The sequence below is a fragment of the Pontibacter aydingkolensis genome, assembly GCF_019443125.1.
Lineage (GTDB): Bacteria > Bacteroidota > Bacteroidia > Cytophagales > Hymenobacteraceae > Pontibacter > Pontibacter aydingkolensis.
On record NZ_JAHYXK010000001.1, the window covers coordinates 185,159 to 206,704 of the forward strand.

The following is a 21,546-nucleotide window of genomic DNA, read 5'->3' on the forward strand; positions in this document are numbered from 1 at the left end:
CTTATTTAAGTTATTTCTGAAGCACAAGGCGCTTAGTTTCAACTGTTTTATCGTTTACCAGGAGGCTATAAAAATAAATTCCTGACGGCAGGCTTGTCATGTTCAATTCCACTTCCATTTTCTCAGCTGGCACCAGCTCGTGTACACTCAGCACCTTACCGATAGTGTTAGAAATACGGATCTTATAGTTCTCATGCCCACCAGGAAGGTTAAGCGAGAGCCTTGTTATACCTCTGGACGGATTTGGATATGCATTAATTGAAGGCAGCTGCTTAATACTGCGCGCAGGTGCAACAGAAGCAAACGACGCAAGACTTACGTTGGCAAACATAGTTTTTGTACTGCGCTTCTCCACCACATGAAACTCCTTACTAATAGCCGAAGCATATAACGAGGAACAGGCGTGCTCTTCTTCGCTGCGCACAAAAGCAGGTCGCGCATTCTGTGCCGACACGCTTAACTGAGAGCCTTTATCCTGAACTAACTTCCAGGTAGTAGTGCCACCTTTGTATGTTGGCGATTCGCCGTCAGCAGCTGTCAGGCTGTTGTTTGCATTGGCTGCAAAACCCAGCAGGTGTGAGCTGATTAGGGTGGTTATAAAAAACAGTTTAGTAAAATTCTTCATAAGGGTACGTCTCGGGTTAGATTTATAGTCTACTCTGACATTAAACCAAAGATAGTTTAAAAAGCCAGAACTCTAAATATTATTTTTAAAATATTTGGCCAGTGGAAGTTACAAATAGCTATCTCCCGCCATCTCACCAATTCTCAAAAATGATGCCTGTTTAGGCAAAAGAGTTGCATCTGATATATGCACAATTTCCTGCCTACGACTTCAAATGCATCAAGTTAATATAACTTTAACAATCTAAAACCTCCCCAACACAACCAATCAAACACATGCAAAAGTGCAATTTAAGTCACCAACTTCAACAACTACACCATTTAGATAAACAGCAATTAGACAAAATCAAAGGCTTTATATCAATTATACTTTGTAAAGAATCTAATTGCACTCTACCAAATGCACTAGGTTTTATGCAACTAGCACAAACACACCTCGTTAAACTAAACATTAAACAATATCTAGATTACTTTATTGAGAGAAATTTACATGAAACGACATATATTATTATTCGCCCTGATCCTTTTTAGCTTACATAACCTTCGTGCACAAGGTACATGCATACAAACCGACGCCTGCTTCGAGTACAAGCTACTAGGAGCCACCCGGTTTAATGACGAAACAGTTAAGCTGATGTACACCGTCAAAATTCTATGCGGGAACAAGCTTGACTACATCGCATTTGAGCTTCCTGAAGGGTCTAAAGCTGCGACGCCAGCAAATGTATTGCAGCAAAACAACGACTACGTTGTACGAAACGGAAAGACCAGCAACCAAGGCCAGAACCAGATTGACACCGAGTTTAACGCTCTACAGTTCAATGCCAAAAACACGGCTGCGATAAATAACGGCCAGGAAGACCTTTTTGAATTTTACCTGACCAACGAAGATTATAACACCCTTGCAGCGACAGGCATGCGCGTGCAGACAAAAACCAGCAACGGCACAATAGGCCAGGTAATGTTTGACCTGAATGCCTGTGCCACTGTACCTGCACCCGGCCAGGACCCTAACACAAGATGCGAACTTGACCTGGGAGAAGCCACCTTCAGCTTTATAGATGCAATCAGTTTCCCCGATGGCAATACGACTGTCAGGTTTCTGGTGAAGAACAATACTGCAACTGATTTAACACAACTACTGATCGAAACACCAAATACATCAGCGCCTATCGCTGTTTCATCAGGCAATAATGGCAGCGCCTACAAAGCTAAGTATAACTACAGCACAACAATAGACCAGGATGCTAACCTGATCACCTTTAACAGCCAGAACACAAAGGGCTACGCCAATGGCAGGACAGACATTTTCGCCATCATAGTACCTACTACCGCTTATGAAACAGATCCTTTTTTCCAGATTACCCTTTTTGCCGGCAACACTGTGGTGAGCACAGGCTTTAACACTCAGACCTGCAAAGACACTCCTATTAATCCACTAGCTGTGGAACTGATCTCGTTTGAAGGCATTTCCACAAAAAGTGGCATAGAACTTAATTGGAGCACAGCATCAGAAACAGACAATGCCGGATTCGAAGTGGAGCGTAGCCAGGACGGAAAGTCATTCGATAAAATCGAAACGGTTGCAGGGGCAGGTAACTCTACGGTTAAGGTAAGCTATACTTTTACCGATGCGACCGCCGGGAAAGGCACTCATTATTACCGCCTGAAGCAAACAGACCATAGCGGCGCCTTTGAGTATAGCAGCCTGATAGCAGTTACTCAGACACAGTCCATAACAACTGACAACCTGTCTGTTTACCCCAATCCTGCCACCGGAAACTACTTTACGGTTGGACTAAAAAACAACGTAGCCAGCCAAAGCACTACTGCACTGCAAATAATGGATACAAACGGACATGTAGTTTATAACCAACAGGTAGCCAGCGGCACTCAACAAATGGACCTGTCGCTTTCAGAGCTAAAGCTGCCGGGCGGGATTTACCTTGTTAAGTTACACTATGGCTCACAAACAGAAACAAAGAAACTGATTATACCCCGATAAAATCACCCTTAACTAAATAAGCGGGAGTGCACTATCAAACTTCCGCTTATTCTTCTTAAGAAACGAAACAATAAGGGATATAACCAGTTCATATTAATATACATACGCCACTTTTATGAAACCGCTTTTCATGCTGCTACTAACCTATTTGCTTTGCTGGCAGGTTAGTTTAGGACAGCAAAATTCTTACACCGGCAATGGCCAGGTCACCTTCTCAGCCGGAGCCCCCCTTGATTTGATCAAGGGCACCTCTACTGCGATAACAGGAAGTATAAATCAGGTAACAGGCAAAGTATACTTCGAGATACCTGTAAAGTCTTTTCAGTTTGCGAACTCCCTGATGGAGGAACGCTTCAACAACAAATACATGAAGACAGACAGGCACCCTAAAGCTACTTTTATTGGCGAGGTGACAAGCTTTAGCCAGAACAGCAAAGAAGTTACAGCACATGGCATACTGTCTATCCATGGCGTGTCTAAACGCAGAAGTATAAAGGGCACGCTTGTAAAAGAGGGAGGCAAGTTTATACTTAAGTCGGGGTTCGTTGTGAGCACAAAAGACCACCATATAGAATCGCCGAAGCTTACCGGCGGGTTTATGGCCGAGCATATTAACGTAAACCTGCACCTGCAGCTAATACCTGAAAATGTTACTCCACAGGTAGCAACAGTATATCCTGCTAAAAAAGGCCTTAAATAACGAAGGTTATTTCCTTAAAGCCAAAATACCGCAGCTCCGCCTCTATTTCCACGGCAAGGCGGCCATCATCGTCTACGCCCAGTATCTGGCCCTGTACTAACTGGTCCTGTACTTCAAACGTATGGGTTTCCTGGTAGCGGTAAAGCACCTGGAGGTATTCATACTTTAGCTTAGCTGTTTTGCCATTTCGCAGTTCCAGGTATCTTTTTTCCAACAGTTCCAGCAGCCTTTTCGTAACTTGCTCCAGATTCAGAGTATAACCTAATACATTAGCAAGGGATGTGGCCGTTGTATAACAAAACTGAAGCTGGTTCACATTTAAACCAATCCCGATAATACTGTGTTGTAAAGTCAGGCTATTTATTGCGTTTTCTATTAGAATCCCGCCAAGTTTTTTATCTTCAAAGTATAAATCGTTTGGCCACTTTACCTGAGCCTTTTGCAGGCCCAGTTCGCGGAGCAGGTCCAGCACGCCCAACGATACAGCCATGTTAAGGTAAAACTGGTGCTTGATAGCCAGAAATTTTGGCATTAATACTACTGATAAGGTAATGTTTTGCCCGGCTTCGGCCTCCCAGGTATTGCCACGCTGGCCACGGCCCGCAGTCTGGTGTGCCGTAACTACCGTGCAACCCTCTGTGGCTTCATTTTTGATAAGAAGCTGATGGGCCTCAGAGTTAGTAGAAGGGCATACCGGCAGAAAATATAGCTGCTGGCCTATAAACAGCGTATTAGGCAACATACTTTAACTCAGAATTTAATACTTTTGTACATCAAATTTAAGTATAGCAAATGAAAGAAACCAAGGTTGAGGCTAATTCAGACATATTGGCAGAACTAGTCGTGAAGGGAATGCAGGAGAAAAAAGCATCCGATATTGTCATAATTAACCTCAAATCACTTAAGAATGCCGTATCTGATTACTTCGTTATAGCATCAGCCAACTCCGACACACAGCTTGATGCCATCGCCACTTCTATTGAAGAAGAGGTTTTTAAAGCAATAAGACAAAATCCGTGGCAAAGTGAAGGCCGCATCAACAAAGAGTGGGTGCTGCTGGATTACGTAGATGTGGTAGCTCACGTCTTTCTGAAAGACAAGCGCGAATTTTATGCCCTGGAAGAGCTTTGGGGCGATGCCAGCATAAAACACGTAGAGGCTGTCTAACGCATTTGGCCTGAACATTTGATTGTGGCCAATGTTTACATACAACTGAAATTAAACATCAATGGCAGAAAATAATAAAAAAGGCAATAACAAAAAGAAGAAGCCGATCATTCCGAACACCCCCCCGCGCCCAACTATGCAGTTGTGGATGCTGGCTGTTTTGATCCTGCTGATTTTCGGACTTACTTACCTTAACAAGAGCAACTCTTCTGTGGAAACCACCCAACAGGAGTTTGAAGAAATGCTGCTTAGCGGTGATGTAAAGAAACTGAACATCGTGAACGGCAAAACAGTCGAGGTTATCCTGAAAGATGAGGCTTTACAAAATGAAAAGTATAAGCAAGACCTGACAGACCGTGGCATGCTTAGCATGGAACAGGGTCCGCATTATCATTTCCAGGTTATCTCTGCAGAGTCTTTTAAAGAAGACCTGGACAAGTTGCAGGCTAACTTACCTAAAGACCAGCATGTAGGCTATAACCTGGTAGACCGTACCGGTTTTGCCGATTTCTTCCTGCAATGGGGCTTCCTGATACTGCTGGTATTTGGATTCTGGTTCCTGATGCGCCGCGTAACATCCGGTGGCGCAGGTGGCCAGATCTTCAACATCGGCAAATCTAAAGCTGCTCTTTTTGATGCAGAGAACAAGGTTAAGATCACGTTTAAGGACGTAGCCGGCCTTGAAGAAGCAAAAGAAGAAGTACAGGAGATCGTGGAATTCCTGAAGAACCCAAGCAAGTTTACCATACTTGGTGGTAAGATACCAAAAGGTGCTTTGCTGGTAGGCCCTCCGGGTACCGGTAAAACGTTGCTTGCAAAAGCCGTGGCAGGCGAGGCCGATGTGCCTTTCTTCTCACTTTCAGGCTCCGACTTTGTGGAGATGTTCGTGGGTGTAGGTGCAGCGCGTGTACGCGACCTGTTTAAGCAGGCAAAGGCCAAGGCACCTTGTATTATCTTTATAGATGAGATTGATGCGATTGGCCGCCACCGTAGCCGCGGTGCAACGCCAGGCGGTAACGATGAACGTGAGAATACACTGAACTCCCTGCTTGTGGAGATGGATGGTTTTGCAACCGACTCAGGTGTAATTATACTTGCAGCCACTAACCGCCCTGATACACTTGACTCAGCTTTACTGCGCCCTGGCCGTTTCGACCGCCAGGTAAGTATAGACAAGCCGGACATTAACGGCCGTACCGAGATATTTGCAGTGCACCTGAAGCCGCTTACCCTGGCCCCTGATGTGGATGCTAAGAAGCTGGCAGCGCAGACACCAGGTTTTGCCGGTGCCGAGATTGCCAACGTGTGTAACGAGGCAGCTCTGATCGCGGCAAGACGCAACAAGAAGGCTGTAGAAATGCAGGACTTTAACGATGCCGTTGACCGTGTAATAGGTGGTCTGGAGAAAAAGAATAAGATCATCTCTCCGGAAGAAAAGAAAATTGTGGCTTACCACGAGGCCGGCCACGCTATTGCAGGCTGGTTCCTGGAGCATGCCGATCCGTTGGTGAAGGTGAGTATCGTACCGCGTGGTGTTGCCGCGTTGGGTTATGCACAGTACCTGCCAAAAGAGCAGTTCCTTTATACTACTGAGCAGCTGATAGACGAAATGTGCATGGCCCTTGGCGGACGTGCCGCTGAAGACATTGTTTTCGGAAAGATATCTACAGGCGCGTTAAGCGACTTGGAGCGTATCACTAAAATGGCTTACAGCATAGTAACTATGTATGGTATGAACTCTAAGATAGGTAACGTTTCGTTCTACGACTCTAAGCAGACTGACATGGCCTTTAACAAGCCATACTCTGAAGCTACTGCCGAAACAATTGACGAAGAAGTTCGCCAGATTATCAGTGCTGCTTACGAGCGTACAAAAGCCCTGTTGAGAGATAAGATAGATGCCCTGGAAATTGTTGCCAAGGAACTGTTGGAGAAAGAGATTCTATTCCAGAGTGACCTGGAGCGTTTAGTTGGCAAGCGTCCGTTTGAGGCCCTTACAACATACCAGGCGCATACAGCAGGTACCGACAGAAGCCAGACGAAGAGCGAAGTGGAGAATACCCACCCAGTAGAGCTTGGCCAAACCGAACATCCGGAGCAGGAAGAAGGTAGTGTACCAGGTACGCCACTAGAAGACCAGGGCACACCAGCCGAAAGTGACAACATCAACTCCAGAACAGCTTAGTAACAAGCATGTACGAAGCAAAATCAAAAGAAATAGTTTTAAGAAGAGTAAGAGAGGCGCTGGCTAAGTCGGCGCCTTTTCTACCTCCTACCCCGGACTTTACCTCGCCGCTACACCCGCCTATTGCATTAGAAGACCTTTCGGTGGTTTTTGCCGAGAACTTTATAAAGAATGCCGGTGTGTTTATTTACTGCGATAACGAGGAAGCCTTTTTTGACCAGCTTTTTATCTATAAAAAAGAGCAAAACCTGCAGCACTTATATGTGTGGGAGTCTAACCTGCAAAACGCTTTGCACCATGCCGGTATCGAGTTCTATTCAGACCAGGATAATTTTGTGCGCGACGCAGAGGCAAGCTTGACCACCTGCGAATCTTTGATTACCCGTACTGGAAGTGTATTGGTAAGTTCTGCCAATGCCGGAGGCCGCCGCCTGAGCATTTATCCGCCTACACACATGGTAGTTGCAAAAGCCAGCCAACTGGTGCCTGATATTAAAGACGGTTTGCAGCGTATCCGCGATAAGTATAAAGAGAACTTCCCCTCAATGGTATCAATGGTAAGCGGGCCGAGCCGGACAGCTGATATTGAGAAAACTTTGGTAATGGGCGCGCACGGACCTAAACAGCTAGTACTTTTCCTGATTGATGACCTTCCGCATTAACAAGTTAGAAGCAGGTAAGAAAGTATACTTTGCCTCCGATTTCCATTTAGGAGTACCTGATGCCGCCACCAGCCTTGCCCGCGAAAAAAAGATCGTAAAATGGCTGGACATGGCAAAACAGGATGCAGCAGCCATACTTTTGCTAGGTGATATCTTCGATTTCTGGTTCGAATACAAACATGCCATTCCCAAAGGCTTTATAAGGCTGCAAGGCAAACTGGCCGAGATAACCGACGCAGGCATACCGGTATACTTTTTCACGGGGAACCATGATATGTGGATGTTTGATTACTTTCCGAAGGAACTGAACATACCCGTACTTCGTGACCCGATCTCTACAAGTATAAACGGCCATACATTTTACATTGGCCACGGCGATGGCTTAGGTCCCGGCGACCATACGTATAAAATACTCAAGCGTGTATTTAACAACAAAGCCTGCCAATGGCTGTTTGCCCGCGTTCATCCTAACCTGGGTATAGGCGTGGCTAACATGTGGTCCAGAAGAAGCCGCATTAGCAATGTAAAAAAAGACGAGGCCTTTTTAGGAGAAGATGAGTGGCTGGTGCAGTACTGCAAAGAGGTGCAGGTAAAGCAACATCACGACTTTTATGTATTCGGACACCGCCACCTGCCGCTGGATATTCCTATTGATGAGAAGAGCCGCTACCTGAACCTGGGAGAATGGGTCAATTTTTGCACGTATGGTGTTTACGACGGAGACAAGTTTGAACTAAAGACCTTTGAAGGCTAAAAACTACATAGCTATACTTTTGCTGGCGCTCTTAACAGCTGCCACTTCAGCCTTTGCCCAGGATATGGTGCAGACTGCTACATTAAAGTATAGCCATAGTATAGCCATCTTCTCTCCTACCACCATCTCTAAAGACCGCAACGGTAATGTATACTTTCTGGCGCCTAATCGCAGCCTTTTAAGAGTAGATTCGCTAGGTCTGCCGCTGGGTACTTTTTCGCCGCCAACCCGTGGCCGCATTGCCAGCATAGACGCCTGGAATCCCATGAAGATCCTGCTTTTTTACGAAGACAGGCAGGAGCTGTTTTTACTCGACAGGTTTTTACGCCCTATAGGTAATACAACGCTACCTGACTTTAACTATAACGGCACTGCAAAAGCCGCTGCGCTTGCCGCTGATGATAACTTCTGGCTTTTTGATGAAACAAACCTTACACTGAGTAAGCTGGACATGCAGTTGCGTAAAGTAACCATAGAAACACCTTTGAACCTGATTCTGGAGAAAGAGCGTTTTAACGTGAAGCAGCTGCGGGAGTATCAGAATATGGTGTACTTAGTAGATACCAACGGCATTTTTGTTTTTGATAACCTGGGCAACTATAAGCGGAAAATACCAGTTGCAGATGTAGCTTATATCAACTTTCTGGATAACGAGCTATACTTTGTTCAGGACGGAGCACTGCATTTTATCGACCTTTATACTTCTGAAAAACGGACATTGCCGTTACCGAAGCCTTATGTGACAGCTTTAGCCAGTAAAGGTAAACTATATCTTTTCTCGGCTAAGCAACTGGATTTCTACTATTGGTAATGCCGCTTACTTTGTTTCCGAAAATACCTTCAAGCCAATTACTCCGGCAATAATCATCAGGATACAGAAAATACGGATCGCATCGCGGGGTTCGTTCAGGAAAACAATGCCAAGTATGGCCGTGCCAGCGGCTCCAATCCCTGTCCAAATAGCATAGGCGGTGCCAAGCGGCAAGTATTTCATGGCCTGGGCCAACAGCACAAAGCTCAGGATCATAACGATAACGGTGATTATACTTACACCCAACTTCGTAAAGCCTTCGCTATACTTTAGCCCAAAAGCCCAGCCAATTTCGCATATGCCTGCCAGTACCAGGTAAAACCACGCTGTATTCATACTATCTTCTTTATTTTTTCATGACAAAGGTACATATTCCTTAGGCCGGTGTAAATAAGTATACTTTAAACCAATGTCATCAGCATCTCATACTGCCCCAGTATCCGCTTAAAATAACGTTTCTGTAAGTAGGAGATAACATGTGTGCCTGCAGTATCGATGTTGATGCACATAAGTGCTGGAGCATCCGTAAGTTTTACCGCCACGCGTAGCAGCGCTGTTGCTATGCCAGTGTTACGGCTATTTTTTGCTACAGCCAGTTGTGCTATTGCCCCGTTTTTCGGGTAAACTATAATATAGCCAGTTAAACGTTTGTCCTCGTCACGAGCCTCCAGTATAGTGTTCTCATTTATACTTCGCTTTATAGATTGTACAGCATTTTGCCAGGTTGGTGCAATGTCCCAGAAGCTCTGGTATAAATCCCAGTCTGGTTTAGAGGCTTTGGCAATCGTAATATTCTGTGGGGCTTCTGCTTGCAAAAGCAACTCTTCCTTTTTTACCCGAAAGCAATCCAGTGAGCGTGTAGTCTGCATGCCTATACTTTGGTAGCTCTTTAAAGCAGGTATGTTCTCCTGTATTACCTCTAGCAAACAACACTCCACGCCGCTTTCACGCAGTTTAGGAACCAGAAAAGTATAGAGTTGCTGCGTAAGCCTGTGCCCTCGATATGCTGGTAAAACGCCTGTGCCGGCATTGTAGGCAGTAGGTTTTCCCAGCCATTCTCCCAAGCCTGTAAGTATAAATCCTACCATCTGGCCTCCGTTAAAAGCAGCCACACAAAAGCTTGGCTCTATGCCTTCACGCTGTACCTTGGCTTTAAATTGAGTTTCGTCTAATTGTATCGGCACCAGATAATCTGCAAAAGCCTTCAGAAAAGTCTGGTGCAGCACGGGCATTTCTTTGGCTGTTAAAAAAGAGAAGCTAAAATCTGTCATTTTGTAAGATGTAGAGCCTTTTTATTCTATGGTTAAAGTATAAATCATTGCTCGCCGGGTGCACTGCTTTCCAGCCATTGTCCATTCAGTTTCACAACTACTTCTATACTACAACGTTATTACTTTTATTCAATAAGCCAAGCATTGGCTATGCAACTATTTCAAAACTATTTATACTATGAAAGCACTTGTTTTTCACAAAATCAACGATGTACGCGTAGAGACTGTGGACGATCCCCGGATAGAGGAAAGCCGTGATGCCGTTATTCGTGTTACTTCCACAGCCATTTGTGGCTCAGACCTGCACATATTAGACGGCTTTGTGCCCCAAATGCGCAACATGGTACTCGGGCACGAGTTTATGGGCATTGTAGAGGAAATTGGCCCCGGCGTAAATAACCTGAAGGTAGGCGATCGTGTGGTGGTACCTTTTCCGATAGCCTGCGGCACCTGCTATTTCTGCAACCACCAATGGCCCACCCAATGCGAAAACTCAAATAAAAACTATGGCCCCGACGGTGGCTTTATGACTGAAAAAGGAGCAGCTCTGTTTGGCTACACCGATCTGTACGGTGGCTATAACGGCGGCCAGGCAGAATATGTCAGAGTACCCTATGCAGATTACGGTCCGCGCAAAGTGCCTGATAACCTTACCGACGAGCAAGTGCTTTTCCTGACAGATATTTTCCCGACAGGTTGGGCAGCCGCCGACTGGGGCAGAATTAAAGGAGGCGAAACAGTAGCCATTTTTGGCGCTGGCCCTGTAGGTATTATGGCTGCAAAATCGGCCTGGTTGATGGGGGCAGGCAGGGTAGTTAACATTGATGTGCAGCAGTACCGCCTGGATATGGCAAAAAAAGCCGCTAACTCTGAAACTATACTTTGGCAAAACCAGGACCAGGTAGTAGAACTGATCCGAAGCATGACCGAGGGCCGCGGAGCCGATGTTTGTATAGATGCCGTGGGCATGGAAGCAGACCGTAGTTTCCTGGACAAAGCCAAAGCCGTGTTTAACGTTGAGAAAGGCACACCAAAGGTACTGGAAACCTGCCTAAGAGCCGTAAAAAGAACAGGCATTGTAAGTGTAGTGGGCGTATATGGCTCAGCCTTCGACAATTTCCCAATCTATCGCTGGTTTGATAAAGGCGTAACGTTGATGGGAACACAGGCACCGGTGCAAACTTATATAGACCACCTGCTAAACCTGGTGCAGGAAGGAAAAGTAGTGTTAGACGACATTATTACGCACACCTTGCCACTAGAGCAGGCTGCACACGGCTACGAGATATTCAAAAAGAAAGAAGACAACTGTGTAAAGGTTGTGCTTAAACCTTAGTTCTGATTTTCTCAGCGTGAAAAGGGAGCCAATTGTGTCTCCCTTTTCTATTTAGTAGTAGTGTGTCGGTAAAAACAAAGTATAAACTAATACCTCAGTCAGGCCACAAACAATGCGCTAATATTACTCTATTGACTTGCCAATTGCGCATCCGTAATCTATTTGCTACTTTAGATGCACATGAAGCTCAAAATTGCCTACTCGATCAGTTATTTCCCGGCACTATCAGAAACTTATTTGCTAAACCAGCTGGCTCCGCTTTTTACTGAAGGCCACGATGTTACCATATTTTCTATTGGCCAGCCACAAAATTGGACCCGGCACGCCGTTATCGAAAAGCATGACATGCTTTCCAAAACAGTTTATCGCCCTTATATCCCCAAAAGTAAGTTCAGGAGAGCTGCCAAAGCCTTAGGGTTATTTTTAGCAAATTACCGTAGTGCGAAATACCTGCTTCCTACCTTAAATTTTATAAAGTATGGCAAGTATGCCCTTAGCCTCGATTTTTTTTACGACACCATCCCCTTTTTAAATGACAAGCAGTTTGATATTGTGCACTGTCATTTCGGCCCGAATGCCATAAAAGCGCTTAATTTCAGGGAACTTGGTTTGCTACAGGGCGAGTTGATTACCTCTTTTCACGGGTATGATGTAAACCACCAGGAATTTCTCTCCTGGCAAAGCCATGCCTCTAGAAAAGGCCTGTACAAAGACCTGGTAAAAGTGTGCAAACTTTACACTGTAAACTCGCTTTACATCAAGCAGAAAGCGATTAAGCTGGGCATTCCGGAATCCTGCATAAAGTATCTGCCAGAAGGCTTTGAAAGTATAAAATTCACTCCTGACTCCAGAAGTAAAACAGCAGCGCCAGTTATGCTTACAGTTGCCCGCCTTACCGAGTTTAAAGGACTAAAGTATAGCATTCAGGCTGTAGCAAACTTACTGCCGGCTTACCCCAACCTGCAGTATCACATACTTGGCGAGGGCGAACAGCGCCAGGTGTTAGAGCAACTGATCAAAGAACGTAACCTGACAGAGCATGTATTTCTGCACGGAGCCGCCACCCAGGAGCAGGTTCTGGAATATTACAACAAAGCAGCTATATTCGTCTTAGCTGGAGTTCAGGACGATAATGGCGAGGTAGAAGCCCAGGGATTGGTGGTGCAGGAAGCGCAAAGTATGGGGCTACCTTTAGTAGTTACAGATGCCGGAGGTATCCCTGAGGGTATGCTGTCTGGCAAATCAGGGTTTGTAGTGCCCCAGAAAGATGTACAAGCCATCTCCGGAAAAATAGACTATCTGCTTGCACACCCGCACATCGGAGAAGAAATGGGAAAAGTTGGCCGCGCTTATGTAAAACAGAACTTCGACAACCAGGTGCTGCACCAAAGGCTGATGTCACTTTATTATGGGTTGCTAAATAAAGACCAGCTGCAAAGATCCGCTGCTATTTCAGGCTAAATTGTCTGCCTAAGTATAAATACCCGACTCCGGCACAAACCCCTGTTACAGCACTAAGTATAACTTTATACCCCAGTCCAATATCTTTTAACACATACACCACCACCAACGCGACAATATTTACCGATAGCCACACCCATGGGTAGTAATTAACCTCAGCCACCTGTTTGTACTCCTTCAAAGCATAACCGGAGTATCCCATATACATTAAGGCTATAAAAGTTGTAATGGCTGCAGCCTCTATACCATAAAGTGGAATAAAGATCAGGTTTAAAACTACATTGCCCGCACCAGCCACTGTGGATACTTTCCAGAGCACCTTGGTATGCTCCCGGTAGGTAAGCAGGTTTACAGCACCCAGGTACATAGGCCGGTAGCTATAGCCCATCATTATGATAATAGCCAGCGGGTAGGCCTGCTGTAGTTCTTCGTTCCTGATCAAAAGTATAAAAAGCTCCCTCAGCCACAGGCAAAGTATAAAGGTTGCACCCAGAAAAAATATCTGCAAGGCAAATGTCATACTTCGGGCCTGCCTGGCAGCATGTAAGTCTTCGCGCGACTTTGAATAGAATTGAAGGTAAAACGGCGCGGCTGCCTGCACCACTGAGTTAGAGGCTGCCATAAAGTATAAACCAAAGCTGGAGGCAATGTTGTACAAACCAATGCGGGGCACGGGCACTTTCAGCAGGTCCAGTACCAACCGGTCAGATGTATCGAGCAGGAAAAAAGAGAAATGGTGCGGAATAACAGGAAGCGATAATTTTAGGGAGGTTTTAATGCGCTTCCATTTATAGTTAAAGATCGGCCACATCTTTTCTACAAAGTATAAGGGATAACTATAAAGTATAAACCCAACAAGCATACCGGCGGCATTGGCGTAAAACCAACCCATATACCCCATTTTCAGGTAGGCTATTGTATAAATATTAAGCGCAACTGTGGTAACGCCAACCACAAAAGAACGCACCGCAACCGGCAACGGCCGCTGAGAAATCTGGAACAAAAACATGGCCTGATACTCCGTTACACCGAACAGTACCACCGGCAACACATTTAAGGCAAGCAACTCCCACTTGTCTGCAGCTGCCTCGGCAGGTATGCCCCACCACAGCACCGCGCCAAGTATAAACCCGTAAAGTATGGCCCAAACAGATAAAAAGCCATGCAGTTGCCGCCATACCCATTTATAACGCGACGGGTGCTTGGAGTAGCTGTTTACCATAACCACCGAAAGCCCCAAAGAAAAAATAGTGTTCAGTGCTACCGTGTAGGCTGTAATCACACCGGCAACGCCATAGTCCAGCGTGGTAAGGTAGGGTGTGATAATGGGTAGTGCAAAAATACCAGCCATCCGGGGCACTTGTGCCGCCAGCCCATAAATTGCCGCATGTGACAGTAACTTCCGAAGCATCGCTTAAAATTATACTTTAATTCCAAGCCTTTCTCCAATACTGCATAATTTTCGTATTTTACAGACCCGGCCGGAATTAAGAAGGCCAGTCTGGCCCAAATTTACCTGCCTGCGGTTGGCATGCATTGCACTTTTAAGAGAAGCAAAAGCAAAAGCCTAAAATTTTAGTATATTTGTTAATTAACAGAATCAGAAAACAAGAATAGCCTGGCTATTATAAGGAGATATATAAAGTGGGATGTAGTTCATGTTCTAGTGGCGGATGCGGCACCAAACCAGGTGGCTGCAAAAGCAACGGCGGCTGTAGCACGGGTGGCTGCAATCGTTTAAACGTTTTCGACTGGCTCAGCGATATGGAATTACCCGTTTCGTTTGAGGAGTTCGACATTGTTGAGATAAGATTTAAAGGAGGTCGTAAAGACTTCTATCGCAATAACAACAGGCTGGAGTTAACAACCGGCGACGCCGTGGTAGTAGATGTGCCAAACGGCCATCACATTGGCTTTGTATCGTTAAAAGGCGAATTAGTGCGCCTGCAGATGATGAAGAAGAAGGTAGACAACAATGAAGAGATTCGCAGCATCTACCGCATCGCCAATGAAAAGGACATGGAGAAGTTTAACGAGGTGCGAGACCTTGAAGGAACCACCATGTACCGTAGCCGCGAGATAATCCAGCAACTGGGGCTTAAAATGAAGCTCTCGGATGTAGAGTACCAGGCCGACAAGAGCAAGGCAACTTTCTACTACTCCGCCGACGACCGTGTGGATTTCCGTGATCTGATCAGGAAACTCGCCGAGGAGTTTAAAGTGCGTATCGAGATGCGACAGATAAGCCTGCGCCACGAGGCCGGCCGTTTGGGAGGTATCGGCTCGTGCGGTCGTGAGCTTTGCTGCTCTACCTGGCTAACTGATTTCAAGAGCGTTTCTACCACAGCTGCGCGTTACCAGAACCTTTCGCTTAACCCAAGCAAGCTTTCGGGCCAGTGCGGCAGACTTAAATGCTGCCTTAACTATGAGCTCGAAACCTATATGAATGCGTTAAAGGATATCCCAACCGTAAACCGCCCACTGCAGACACAGCAGGGCGACGCCATACTTCAGAAAACGGATATCTTTAAACGCATGATGTGGTTCGGCTACAAAGGTGACAACAACTGGTATGCAGTACCGGTAGAGCGTGTGCAGGAGATACAGGAACTTAATGCCAAAGGCGTTGCCGTAGAGGCCCTCGTACTGGTAAAAGAAGAAGAGCAGCCGAAGCAGAACGAGTTTGTAGCGCAGGTAGAAGGCAGCCTGGAACGCCTGGATGATAAGTTCAAGAGCAAAAAGAAGAAAAAGAAGAAAAAGAAAAAGCCAGGCGCACCAGCTGATCAGGCTGCAACTGAGGATCCTAAACAACAAAAAGAAAGACCTGAGAGAAAGCAGGAGCAGCCCGAACGTGGCGAAAAAAGTGAGCAGGACCAAAGACCGCGCAAGCAAAAGCCTTTCAAAAACAAAAATAAGGACCGGGAAAACCGTCCACCTCGCGAAGGCAAGGCATCAGGAGAAGTTAGGGAGCAACGCGAACCTAGAGAGCCAAGAGGTGAGCAGCGCGAAGGCAGAGAGCAAAGGGAACGTCGCGGAAACAGACCTCCGCGTACTCCAAGGCCAGATGGCCAGCCAGGTGCCGCTGCACCTGCTGCCGGACAGGAACGAAGCCCGGACCAAAAGCCTAAGAAGCGTAGAAAGCCGTTTAAAGGCAAGAAACCAGATCAGGAATCTAAACCGCCGCGCACCGATGCATAAAATCCTAGTGTTGTGGGCAGTATCTCTTCTGCTTTTACTAAGCAGCTGCGACCCTGCCCGTGTATACGAGCAGAACGTAACGCTGCCCGATGGTAACTGGCAGATAGACAATGCTCCTGTTTTTGAGTTCGAGATACAGGATACTACCAAGGCTTATGATGTATACTTTAACGTACGCTATAACTTGGAGTACGATTACTATAACCTGTACCTGCGCCACCAACTGGTAGGCTCGGACAGCACAGAGCTATCTTCCAAATTGCATGAAATATTGCTGATGGATGCTAAAACAGGCAAACCCATTGGCAAAGGCTCCAGCGACACGTTCGACTTGCAGGCCCTGGCGCTGGATAACATTAAGTTCGGAAAAGCAGGTAAGTATAGCCTGAAGTTAACACAGTATATGCGCCGCGATCCGTTGCCTCATATTATGGCTGTTGGTATCCGGGTTGCTGAGAGTAAAGCTGAGTAAAATTCTCATAACTTTATAGAGCAAAGCCCCGTGCATAAAAGTGCACAGGGCTTTTTGCTTTTATGCCCGTTTTACGTAGCTTATAATAACAGGTACACTGTAAAGTTATCAGCAACAAAACTCATACTTCATAAGTATCTCATTAGCACGCATACTATACAAGCACCATAAGCAGCATGAAATCCACTCTTATAATATTAGGTTTTATATTTACCCTTTTCTCTTTTCTTCCTTTCATAAAATCACCCCTTTGGTGGATAAGGGTTCTGGACTTTCCGCGTTTGCACGTTGCAATTATTCTGTCCGCTATACTTATAACTTATGTAGCTATGTATGGCCTCGGCGACACTTCCGAAAAAACCATGCTTGCAATTTGGTTAGTTGCCATCATAAATGAGATCAGGTATATCTTCTGGTTTACGCCTGTTGCGCGGGTAGAGGCATTGCGAAGCGAGCAGAAGCATCCGGCAAATGCCTTTACACTGATGATCGCCAACGTGCGGATGGTGAACAAGGAACATCAGAAATTTAAAGAACTGGTACTGAAAGAGAACCCGGACATGCTCATTATGAACGAGCCCGACGAAGCATGGCATGAGAGTGTGCGTAAGGAGTTTGATGCGCGTTTTCCTTACTCTATTAAAAAGCCGCTGGATAATACCTATGGCATGTTATTCTGGAGCAAATTTAAGCTGCACGATAGCGAGATAAGATTTTTAGTGGAGGATGATATACCTTCTTTTTATACAGTGGTAGAAATGCCAAGCGGCAAAAAGTTTGACTTATTTACAGTACACCCACAACCGCCACGCCTGATGCAAAACACCGAAACCCGCGAGGCAGAGCTTCTTATTGTAGCCAAACAGGCCAAGTCCACAAAGTATCCGAGTGTGGTTGCCGGCGACCTGAACGATGTAGCCTGGTCCAGCACCACAAAGCTGTTTAAGAAGATAAGCCGCATGCTGGACCCGCGCGTGGGCCGTGGGTTTTACAACACCTACAATGCACTTATTCCACTTTTCCGGTACCCCCTTGATCACGTTTTCTATGATCCGGAATTCAGGCTGCTTAGCTTAAGAAGATTAAACAAGTTTGGCTCGGATCATTTCCCGATGGCCATCAGCTTAAACTATGAACCCTTAACCGAGGACGAGCAGAAACCGCCAAAAGCAGATCACGAAGACAAAGAAGAGGCTGAAGAGTTGATAGAAGAGGGACTGGAGAAAGGCGAAGAACTAAACCACGAAAAACAGGAGAATGGCGGCCAGAAGCACTAACATCAGGCAGAAAAAAACCCGCTCAGCAACTGAGCGGGTTAAAATAGATGAATGATGCCTTGCGGCAAAATATGGTTACAACTTAGATTTTCTCTACGTTGATTGCATTCAATCCTTTTTTGCCATCCTTAACTTCATAAGACACATGGTCGTTTTCGCGGATCTCATGGATCAGACCTGTCTGATGCACGAAAATTTCCTGGTTTGTGTCGTCGGCTACTATGAAACCGAAACCTTTTGATACGTTAAAGAATTTTACTTTACCTGTCTTCATTACGAAATAAATTTATTAATAAAGCAAAGGTACATATTACTTTCAAAATTACTAGTACCCTTAAAAAAATATTAAAAAGTACACCATCAGCTACTTACATAAGTATAAGTTAAACCGCAGCCATTTTAAGCCTTACTTTCAAGTAAGTAAAACCTGCTGCAATCTCACCCTGGCTCTTTCCTAATATCACCTTACTCCTCTACCCTTATACTTCGATATTGAAATAACCAACTACCGTGGGGTTCGTATAGCTAAAACGTTCTGTTACATTAAAAAAAGGCATCACTACCAACTATTTGGAGCAGGTGCTGTCCATAACAGAATCCACATCTGCCGTCCCTGTGGCTTACATGTGTGGGGCATGCAACAAACTTAATTTTTAACAATAAACAAGGAGATCAGAACTATGAAAGACACTGAGAAAAACCAAAGCTCGAATCAATCATCAAATATGTCGGGCGGATCGTCGAGTACCCCGTCGTCATCTTCATCATCTAATACATCATCAGGCAGCAGCAGCGGCCTAGCTTCATCCTCAGGCGCTGGCAGCAGCTCAACTTCAAAAAGCGGTAAAGCGTCAGGCTCTACGTCAAAATCATCTACCACTAAGGCAAGTACGTCTAAGTCTGCAAGTGGCAAATCTTCCGGATCAACATCTGGTAAATCATCAGGCTCAGGCTCTACTTCAGGGAAATCTTCTGGCTCATCTTCTTCCTCACAAAAGGTTAGTGGCATGGGCGAGGGCTCAGACTCTGGTAGCTATGGCTCTATGAGCAGCGGCTCTCAGCAGGATTTTCAGGGATCTAACCAGGGCCAGGGCAATTACGGTGGCCAAAACTCCGGCGACCAGGGTGGTTATGGCAGCCAGGGTGGCTACGGCTATGGTTCGCAGCACGGTAATTATGGTGGCCAGAGCGGCTATGGTTACCAGGGCGACTATGGTTCTTCGCAGCAAGGCGGTTATGGCAGCCAGGGCCAGGGTGGATATGGCTCATCTCAGGGCGTGAGCAGTGGTGGCTACGGCTCATCGCAGGGCTCGTCTGGCGGATATGGCCAGAGTGGCTCAGGCTCACAGTCCGGATACGGCTCATCAGGTGGTTATAACTATGGCAACCAGGGCGGAATGGAAGGCAACCGTATGCGTTCTCAGAGCGATTATTCTAACGACATGTATGGCAGCCGCGGCGGAATGCAAGGTGGCTACCAGGACCGTGAAGGAGATTTCCAGGGAGGCTACGGCGTAATGAATGACCAGGGCGGCATGGGCCGTTATAACCAGCAAGGCAATTATGGCAGCCAGCGATCTCAGCAGAGTGGCGGTGTTCATTCGTCGCAGGGCGGTGGATATGGCTCATCTTCTCAAAGCTTTGGTAACCAAGGCGGCTATGGAGGCTCTTCTCAGCAAGGTTCGTCTGGTGGTGGGCATGGCCAGGGTGGATATGGTTCTTCTTCGCAGGGTATGTCTGGCAGCAGCTACGGACAAGGAGGGTCTTACGGTTCTCCTAGAAGCGGAAGCCAGGGATCTCAGGGAGGCTATCAGCAAAATTACGGACAAGGTGACTATGGCCAGCGTGGAGGAAGCTCCAGCCAGGGCGGCGGATACGGCCAGGGCAGCTATGGCTCTCAGTCAGGTTATGGCAGCAGCCAGCAAGGCGGCTCATCCAGACCAGGCACCCAGAGCAGCTACGGCGACAGAGACCGTTATGGTTCTATGGGCTATGGCTCATCAAGAGGCATGAGCGAGTACGACAGAGATGAGCGCGGTTCGCAAAGAGGCTGGGATTCTCAGAGCTCTATGCAGGGCGGTTATGGCAGCCAGGGCGGTTACGGCTCAAGAGGCGGTTCTTACAACGACGAATACCGTTCGGGAAGATATGGCTCTCAGGGCAGTGATTATGGCCAGGGCGGCTATGGCGGATCCAGCAGATCAGGAGGCTACAGCTCTGACAGAGACAGAGGCGGATACGGCGATAGCAACTACAGCCGCGGTATGAGCGGTGGCTATGGCCACGGTTCAGGATCTGGCAGTTCCAGCGACAGAGGCGGTTATGGTCAGGGTACCGGAAGCGGACATAGCTCTGGCGGATACGGCCAGGGTGGCCGTGGTGGCGACCAAAGCCGTTATGGCTCTATGGATAGCGGCACGTCATATTACAGTGATAACCGTGGCTCCAGCTCACGCGAAAACTACAGAGGCTATGGTGGTGGTGACTATGGTTCAAGTTCGGGATCAGGATCAGGATCTGAGCATGACAGAGACCGTTACGAAAGCCGCAGAAGCGATCGTTACCGCAACCTTGACAGAGACTAATTTAAGATCAATATAGATCATACAAAAAACGCCACTCCAGATTTTTGGAGTGGCGTTTTTTGTATGATTATACTATACTTTGCTGTTCTACTAATGTATACTTTCTTTACTTAAAGCATTCTTTATAATCCTGGGCAAATTGTCTGAATGAGTGTGGCTTTCTGTCTGTAATTGCCTTTACCGAATCAAGCACTTCCTCCGAGTATCCTGCTTTGTGTGCATCATATAACTCCATCATGGCATCTGCCATCCAATCAGGGGTACCTTGCTCATTCATCGACTTTCTGGCAGCATCACCAGATACATCCACATACTCAACCTGTTTTCCGGTAACTTCGCTCAAAATACGGGCTGCCTCGCCGTGAGAAATAGCATCAGGGCCGGTTAGTTCGTAAACTTTTCCTTCATGGCCTTCGCCGGTCAGAGCCTCTACCCCTACTGCAGCAATATCACGGGCATCTATGTAACCCACTTTACCGTCTCCTGTCGGCATGTATATTTTGCCTTCTTGCTTAATAGTATCGCCACAGTAGTTTACAAAATTCTGCATAAAAGAGGCTGGCCTGAGAAAAGTATAGGCAATGCCGCTGTCTTCTATGTATTTTTCTGTTTCGCGGTGCCAGCGCCCCAGTTGTAACCCCGGCTCAGCATCTGCACCCATGACAGAAAGTTTCACGATGTGCTTTACACCTGCCTTTTTCGCTTCGTCTACCAGTGTTTTGGCCATTTGCACCTGGTCTTTAGCCATGGGCGTAACCAGAAACAGTTTATCCACATGTGTGAAAGCTGCGTGTAGAGACTCCTGATCTTCAAAATCCATTTCCACAATCTCGACGCCAGGCAGCCGTTTCAGGTTCTCGCCTTTAATGATGGAATGTACGCCGGCACGCACTCTTAAATCGCCATCTATCATCGACAGCTGCTTAACTACCTCACAACCCACGGTGCCAGTTGCACCCGTTACCAATATCGTTAAATGCATAGTTCTACTTTGTTTAGATGTATATTTTAAGTACGGTTTTTAAGCCCTTCACGATG

General features: G+C 46.4%; 21 protein-coding genes. 13 read left to right on the forward strand and 8 right to left on the reverse strand.

Annotation, left to right across the window (positions count from 1 at the left end; translation table 11 throughout):
- Positions 1-10: 10 nt before the first annotated feature.
- Complete coding sequence (locus K0O23_RS00815; RefSeq protein WP_219875480.1) at positions 11-625, reverse strand: T9SS type A sorting domain-containing protein; 615 nt, start codon at positions 623-625, stop codon at positions 11-13.
- Between the two features lie 489 nt (positions 626-1,114).
- Here K0O23_RS00815 and K0O23_RS00820 point away from each other — a divergent pair, with 489 nt between their 5' ends.
- A complete protein-coding gene (locus K0O23_RS00820; RefSeq protein ID WP_219875481.1) occupies positions 1,115-2,629 on the forward strand; it encodes a T9SS type A sorting domain-containing protein in 1,515 nt (504 codons plus the stop codon).
- Positions 2,630-2,744: 115 nt separating this feature from the next.
- The gene (locus tag K0O23_RS00825; protein ID WP_219875482.1) at positions 2,745-3,329 is read left to right on the forward strand and encodes a YceI family protein; all 585 of its coding nucleotides are present in this window, start codon (positions 2,745-2,747) and stop codon (positions 3,327-3,329) included.
- Here the strand turns inward: K0O23_RS00825 and K0O23_RS00830 are convergent.
- Positions 3,322-4,071, reverse strand: a complete 750-nt coding sequence (locus tag K0O23_RS00830) for a biotin--[acetyl-CoA-carboxylase] ligase (RefSeq protein ID WP_219875483.1) — start codon at positions 4,069-4,071, stop codon at positions 3,322-3,324. The two genes, K0O23_RS00825 and K0O23_RS00830, sit on opposite strands and share 8 nt — an antisense overlap.
- Before the next feature lie 50 nt (positions 4,072-4,121).
- Between K0O23_RS00830 and rsfS the strand changes: the two genes are divergently transcribed.
- The 5 genes from rsfS (at position 4,122) to K0O23_RS00855 (ending at position 8,908) form a co-directional block, all read left to right on the forward strand.
- Positions 4,122-4,496 carry a ribosome silencing factor gene (gene rsfS / locus K0O23_RS00835; RefSeq protein WP_219875484.1) on the forward strand — a complete coding sequence of 125 codons (375 nt, stop codon included), beginning with the start codon at positions 4,122-4,124 and terminating at the stop codon, positions 4,494-4,496.
- Positions 4,497-4,557: 61 nt separating this feature from the next.
- Positions 4,558-6,681 carry an ATP-dependent zinc metalloprotease FtsH gene (gene ftsH / locus K0O23_RS00840; protein WP_219875485.1) on the forward strand — a complete coding sequence of 708 codons (2,124 nt, stop codon included), beginning with the start codon at positions 4,558-4,560 and terminating at the stop codon, positions 6,679-6,681.
- Between the two features lie 8 nt (positions 6,682-6,689).
- Positions 6,690-7,343: a LutC/YkgG family protein gene (locus K0O23_RS00845; RefSeq protein WP_219875486.1), complete on the forward strand. Its 654-nt coding sequence runs from the start codon at positions 6,690-6,692 to the stop codon at positions 7,341-7,343.
- Positions 7,327-8,097 (forward strand): UDP-2,3-diacylglucosamine diphosphatase, encoded by a 771-nt coding sequence (locus tag K0O23_RS00850; RefSeq protein WP_219875487.1) that lies wholly within the window; start codon positions 7,327-7,329, stop codon positions 8,095-8,097. Before K0O23_RS00845 ends, K0O23_RS00850 begins: the two co-directional genes overlap by 17 nt.
- Positions 8,087-8,908, forward strand: a complete 822-nt coding sequence (locus K0O23_RS00855; RefSeq protein WP_246596856.1) for a hypothetical protein — start codon at positions 8,087-8,089, stop codon at positions 8,906-8,908. The genes K0O23_RS00850 and K0O23_RS00855 overlap by 11 nt, the downstream gene beginning before the upstream one ends.
- Positions 8,909-8,914: 6 nt before the next feature.
- Here the strand turns inward: K0O23_RS00855 and K0O23_RS00860 are convergent, their stop codons facing one another.
- Complete coding sequence (locus K0O23_RS00860; protein ID WP_219875488.1) at positions 8,915-9,244, reverse strand: DMT family transporter; 330 nt, start codon at positions 9,242-9,244, stop codon at positions 8,915-8,917.
- A gap of 65 nt (positions 9,245-9,309) precedes the next feature.
- Positions 9,310-10,179 (reverse strand): GNAT family N-acetyltransferase, encoded by an 870-nt coding sequence (locus K0O23_RS00865; RefSeq protein ID WP_219875489.1) that lies wholly within the window; start codon positions 10,177-10,179, stop codon positions 9,310-9,312.
- 178 nt (positions 10,180-10,357) lie between these two features.
- Between K0O23_RS00865 and K0O23_RS00870 the strand changes: the two genes are divergently transcribed.
- Positions 10,358-11,515 carry a zinc-dependent alcohol dehydrogenase gene (locus K0O23_RS00870; RefSeq protein WP_219875490.1) on the forward strand — a complete coding sequence of 386 codons (1,158 nt, stop codon included), beginning with the start codon at positions 10,358-10,360 and terminating at the stop codon, positions 11,513-11,515.
- 180 nt (positions 11,516-11,695) lie between these two features.
- Positions 11,696-12,976 (forward strand): glycosyltransferase, encoded by a 1,281-nt coding sequence (locus K0O23_RS00875; RefSeq protein ID WP_219875491.1) that lies wholly within the window; start codon positions 11,696-11,698, stop codon positions 12,974-12,976.
- On the opposite strand, the gene K0O23_RS00880 is transcribed toward K0O23_RS00875, so the two are convergent.
- Entirely contained in the window at positions 12,963-14,387 is a 1,425-nt protein-coding gene (locus tag K0O23_RS00880) for a lipopolysaccharide biosynthesis protein (protein ID WP_219875492.1), read from the reverse strand. The genes K0O23_RS00875 and K0O23_RS00880 overlap by 14 nt on opposite strands.
- A gap of 353 nt (positions 14,388-14,740) precedes the next feature.
- Here K0O23_RS00880 and ricT point away from each other — a divergent pair, with 353 nt between their 5' ends.
- The 3 genes from ricT (at position 14,741) to K0O23_RS00895 (ending at position 17,923) form a co-directional block, all read left to right on the forward strand.
- The gene (ricT, locus tag K0O23_RS00885) at positions 14,741-16,174 is read left to right on the forward strand and encodes a PSP1 domain-containing protein (RefSeq protein ID WP_219875493.1); all 1,434 of its coding nucleotides are present in this window, start codon (positions 14,741-14,743) and stop codon (positions 16,172-16,174) included.
- The gene (locus K0O23_RS00890) at positions 16,167-16,646 is read left to right on the forward strand and encodes a gliding motility lipoprotein GldH (protein WP_219875494.1); all 480 of its coding nucleotides are present in this window, start codon (positions 16,167-16,169) and stop codon (positions 16,644-16,646) included. Before ricT ends, K0O23_RS00890 begins: the two co-directional genes overlap by 8 nt.
- Before the next feature lie 362 nt (positions 16,647-17,008).
- Positions 17,009-17,923: an endonuclease/exonuclease/phosphatase family protein gene (locus K0O23_RS00895; RefSeq protein WP_246596857.1), complete on the forward strand. Its 915-nt coding sequence runs from the start codon at positions 17,009-17,011 to the stop codon at positions 17,921-17,923.
- An 82-nt stretch (positions 17,924-18,005) separates the two neighbouring features.
- Here the strand turns inward: K0O23_RS00895 and K0O23_RS00900 are convergent, their stop codons facing one another.
- Together K0O23_RS00900 and K0O23_RS00905 are read right to left on the reverse strand one after the other, a co-directional pair.
- Entirely contained in the window at positions 18,006-18,197 is a 192-nt protein-coding gene (locus K0O23_RS00900) for a cold-shock protein (RefSeq protein WP_219875496.1), read from the reverse strand.
- Between the two features lie 438 nt (positions 18,198-18,635).
- On the reverse strand, positions 18,636-18,932 hold the full coding sequence (locus tag K0O23_RS00905) for a hypothetical protein (RefSeq protein ID WP_219875497.1): 297 nt from the start codon (positions 18,930-18,932) through the stop codon (positions 18,636-18,638).
- Between K0O23_RS00905 and K0O23_RS00910 the strand changes: the two genes are divergently transcribed.
- A complete protein-coding gene (locus K0O23_RS00910) occupies positions 18,931-20,508 on the forward strand; it encodes a hypothetical protein (protein WP_246596858.1) in 1,578 nt (525 codons plus the stop codon). The genes K0O23_RS00905 and K0O23_RS00910 overlap by 2 nt on opposite strands.
- Positions 20,509-20,614: 106 nt before the next feature.
- Here K0O23_RS00910 and K0O23_RS00915 read toward each other — a convergent pair whose 3' ends face one another.
- Entirely contained in the window at positions 20,615-21,490 is an 876-nt protein-coding gene (locus K0O23_RS00915; protein WP_219875498.1) for an SDR family oxidoreductase, read from the reverse strand.
- Positions 21,491-21,546: the final 56 nt, after the last annotated feature.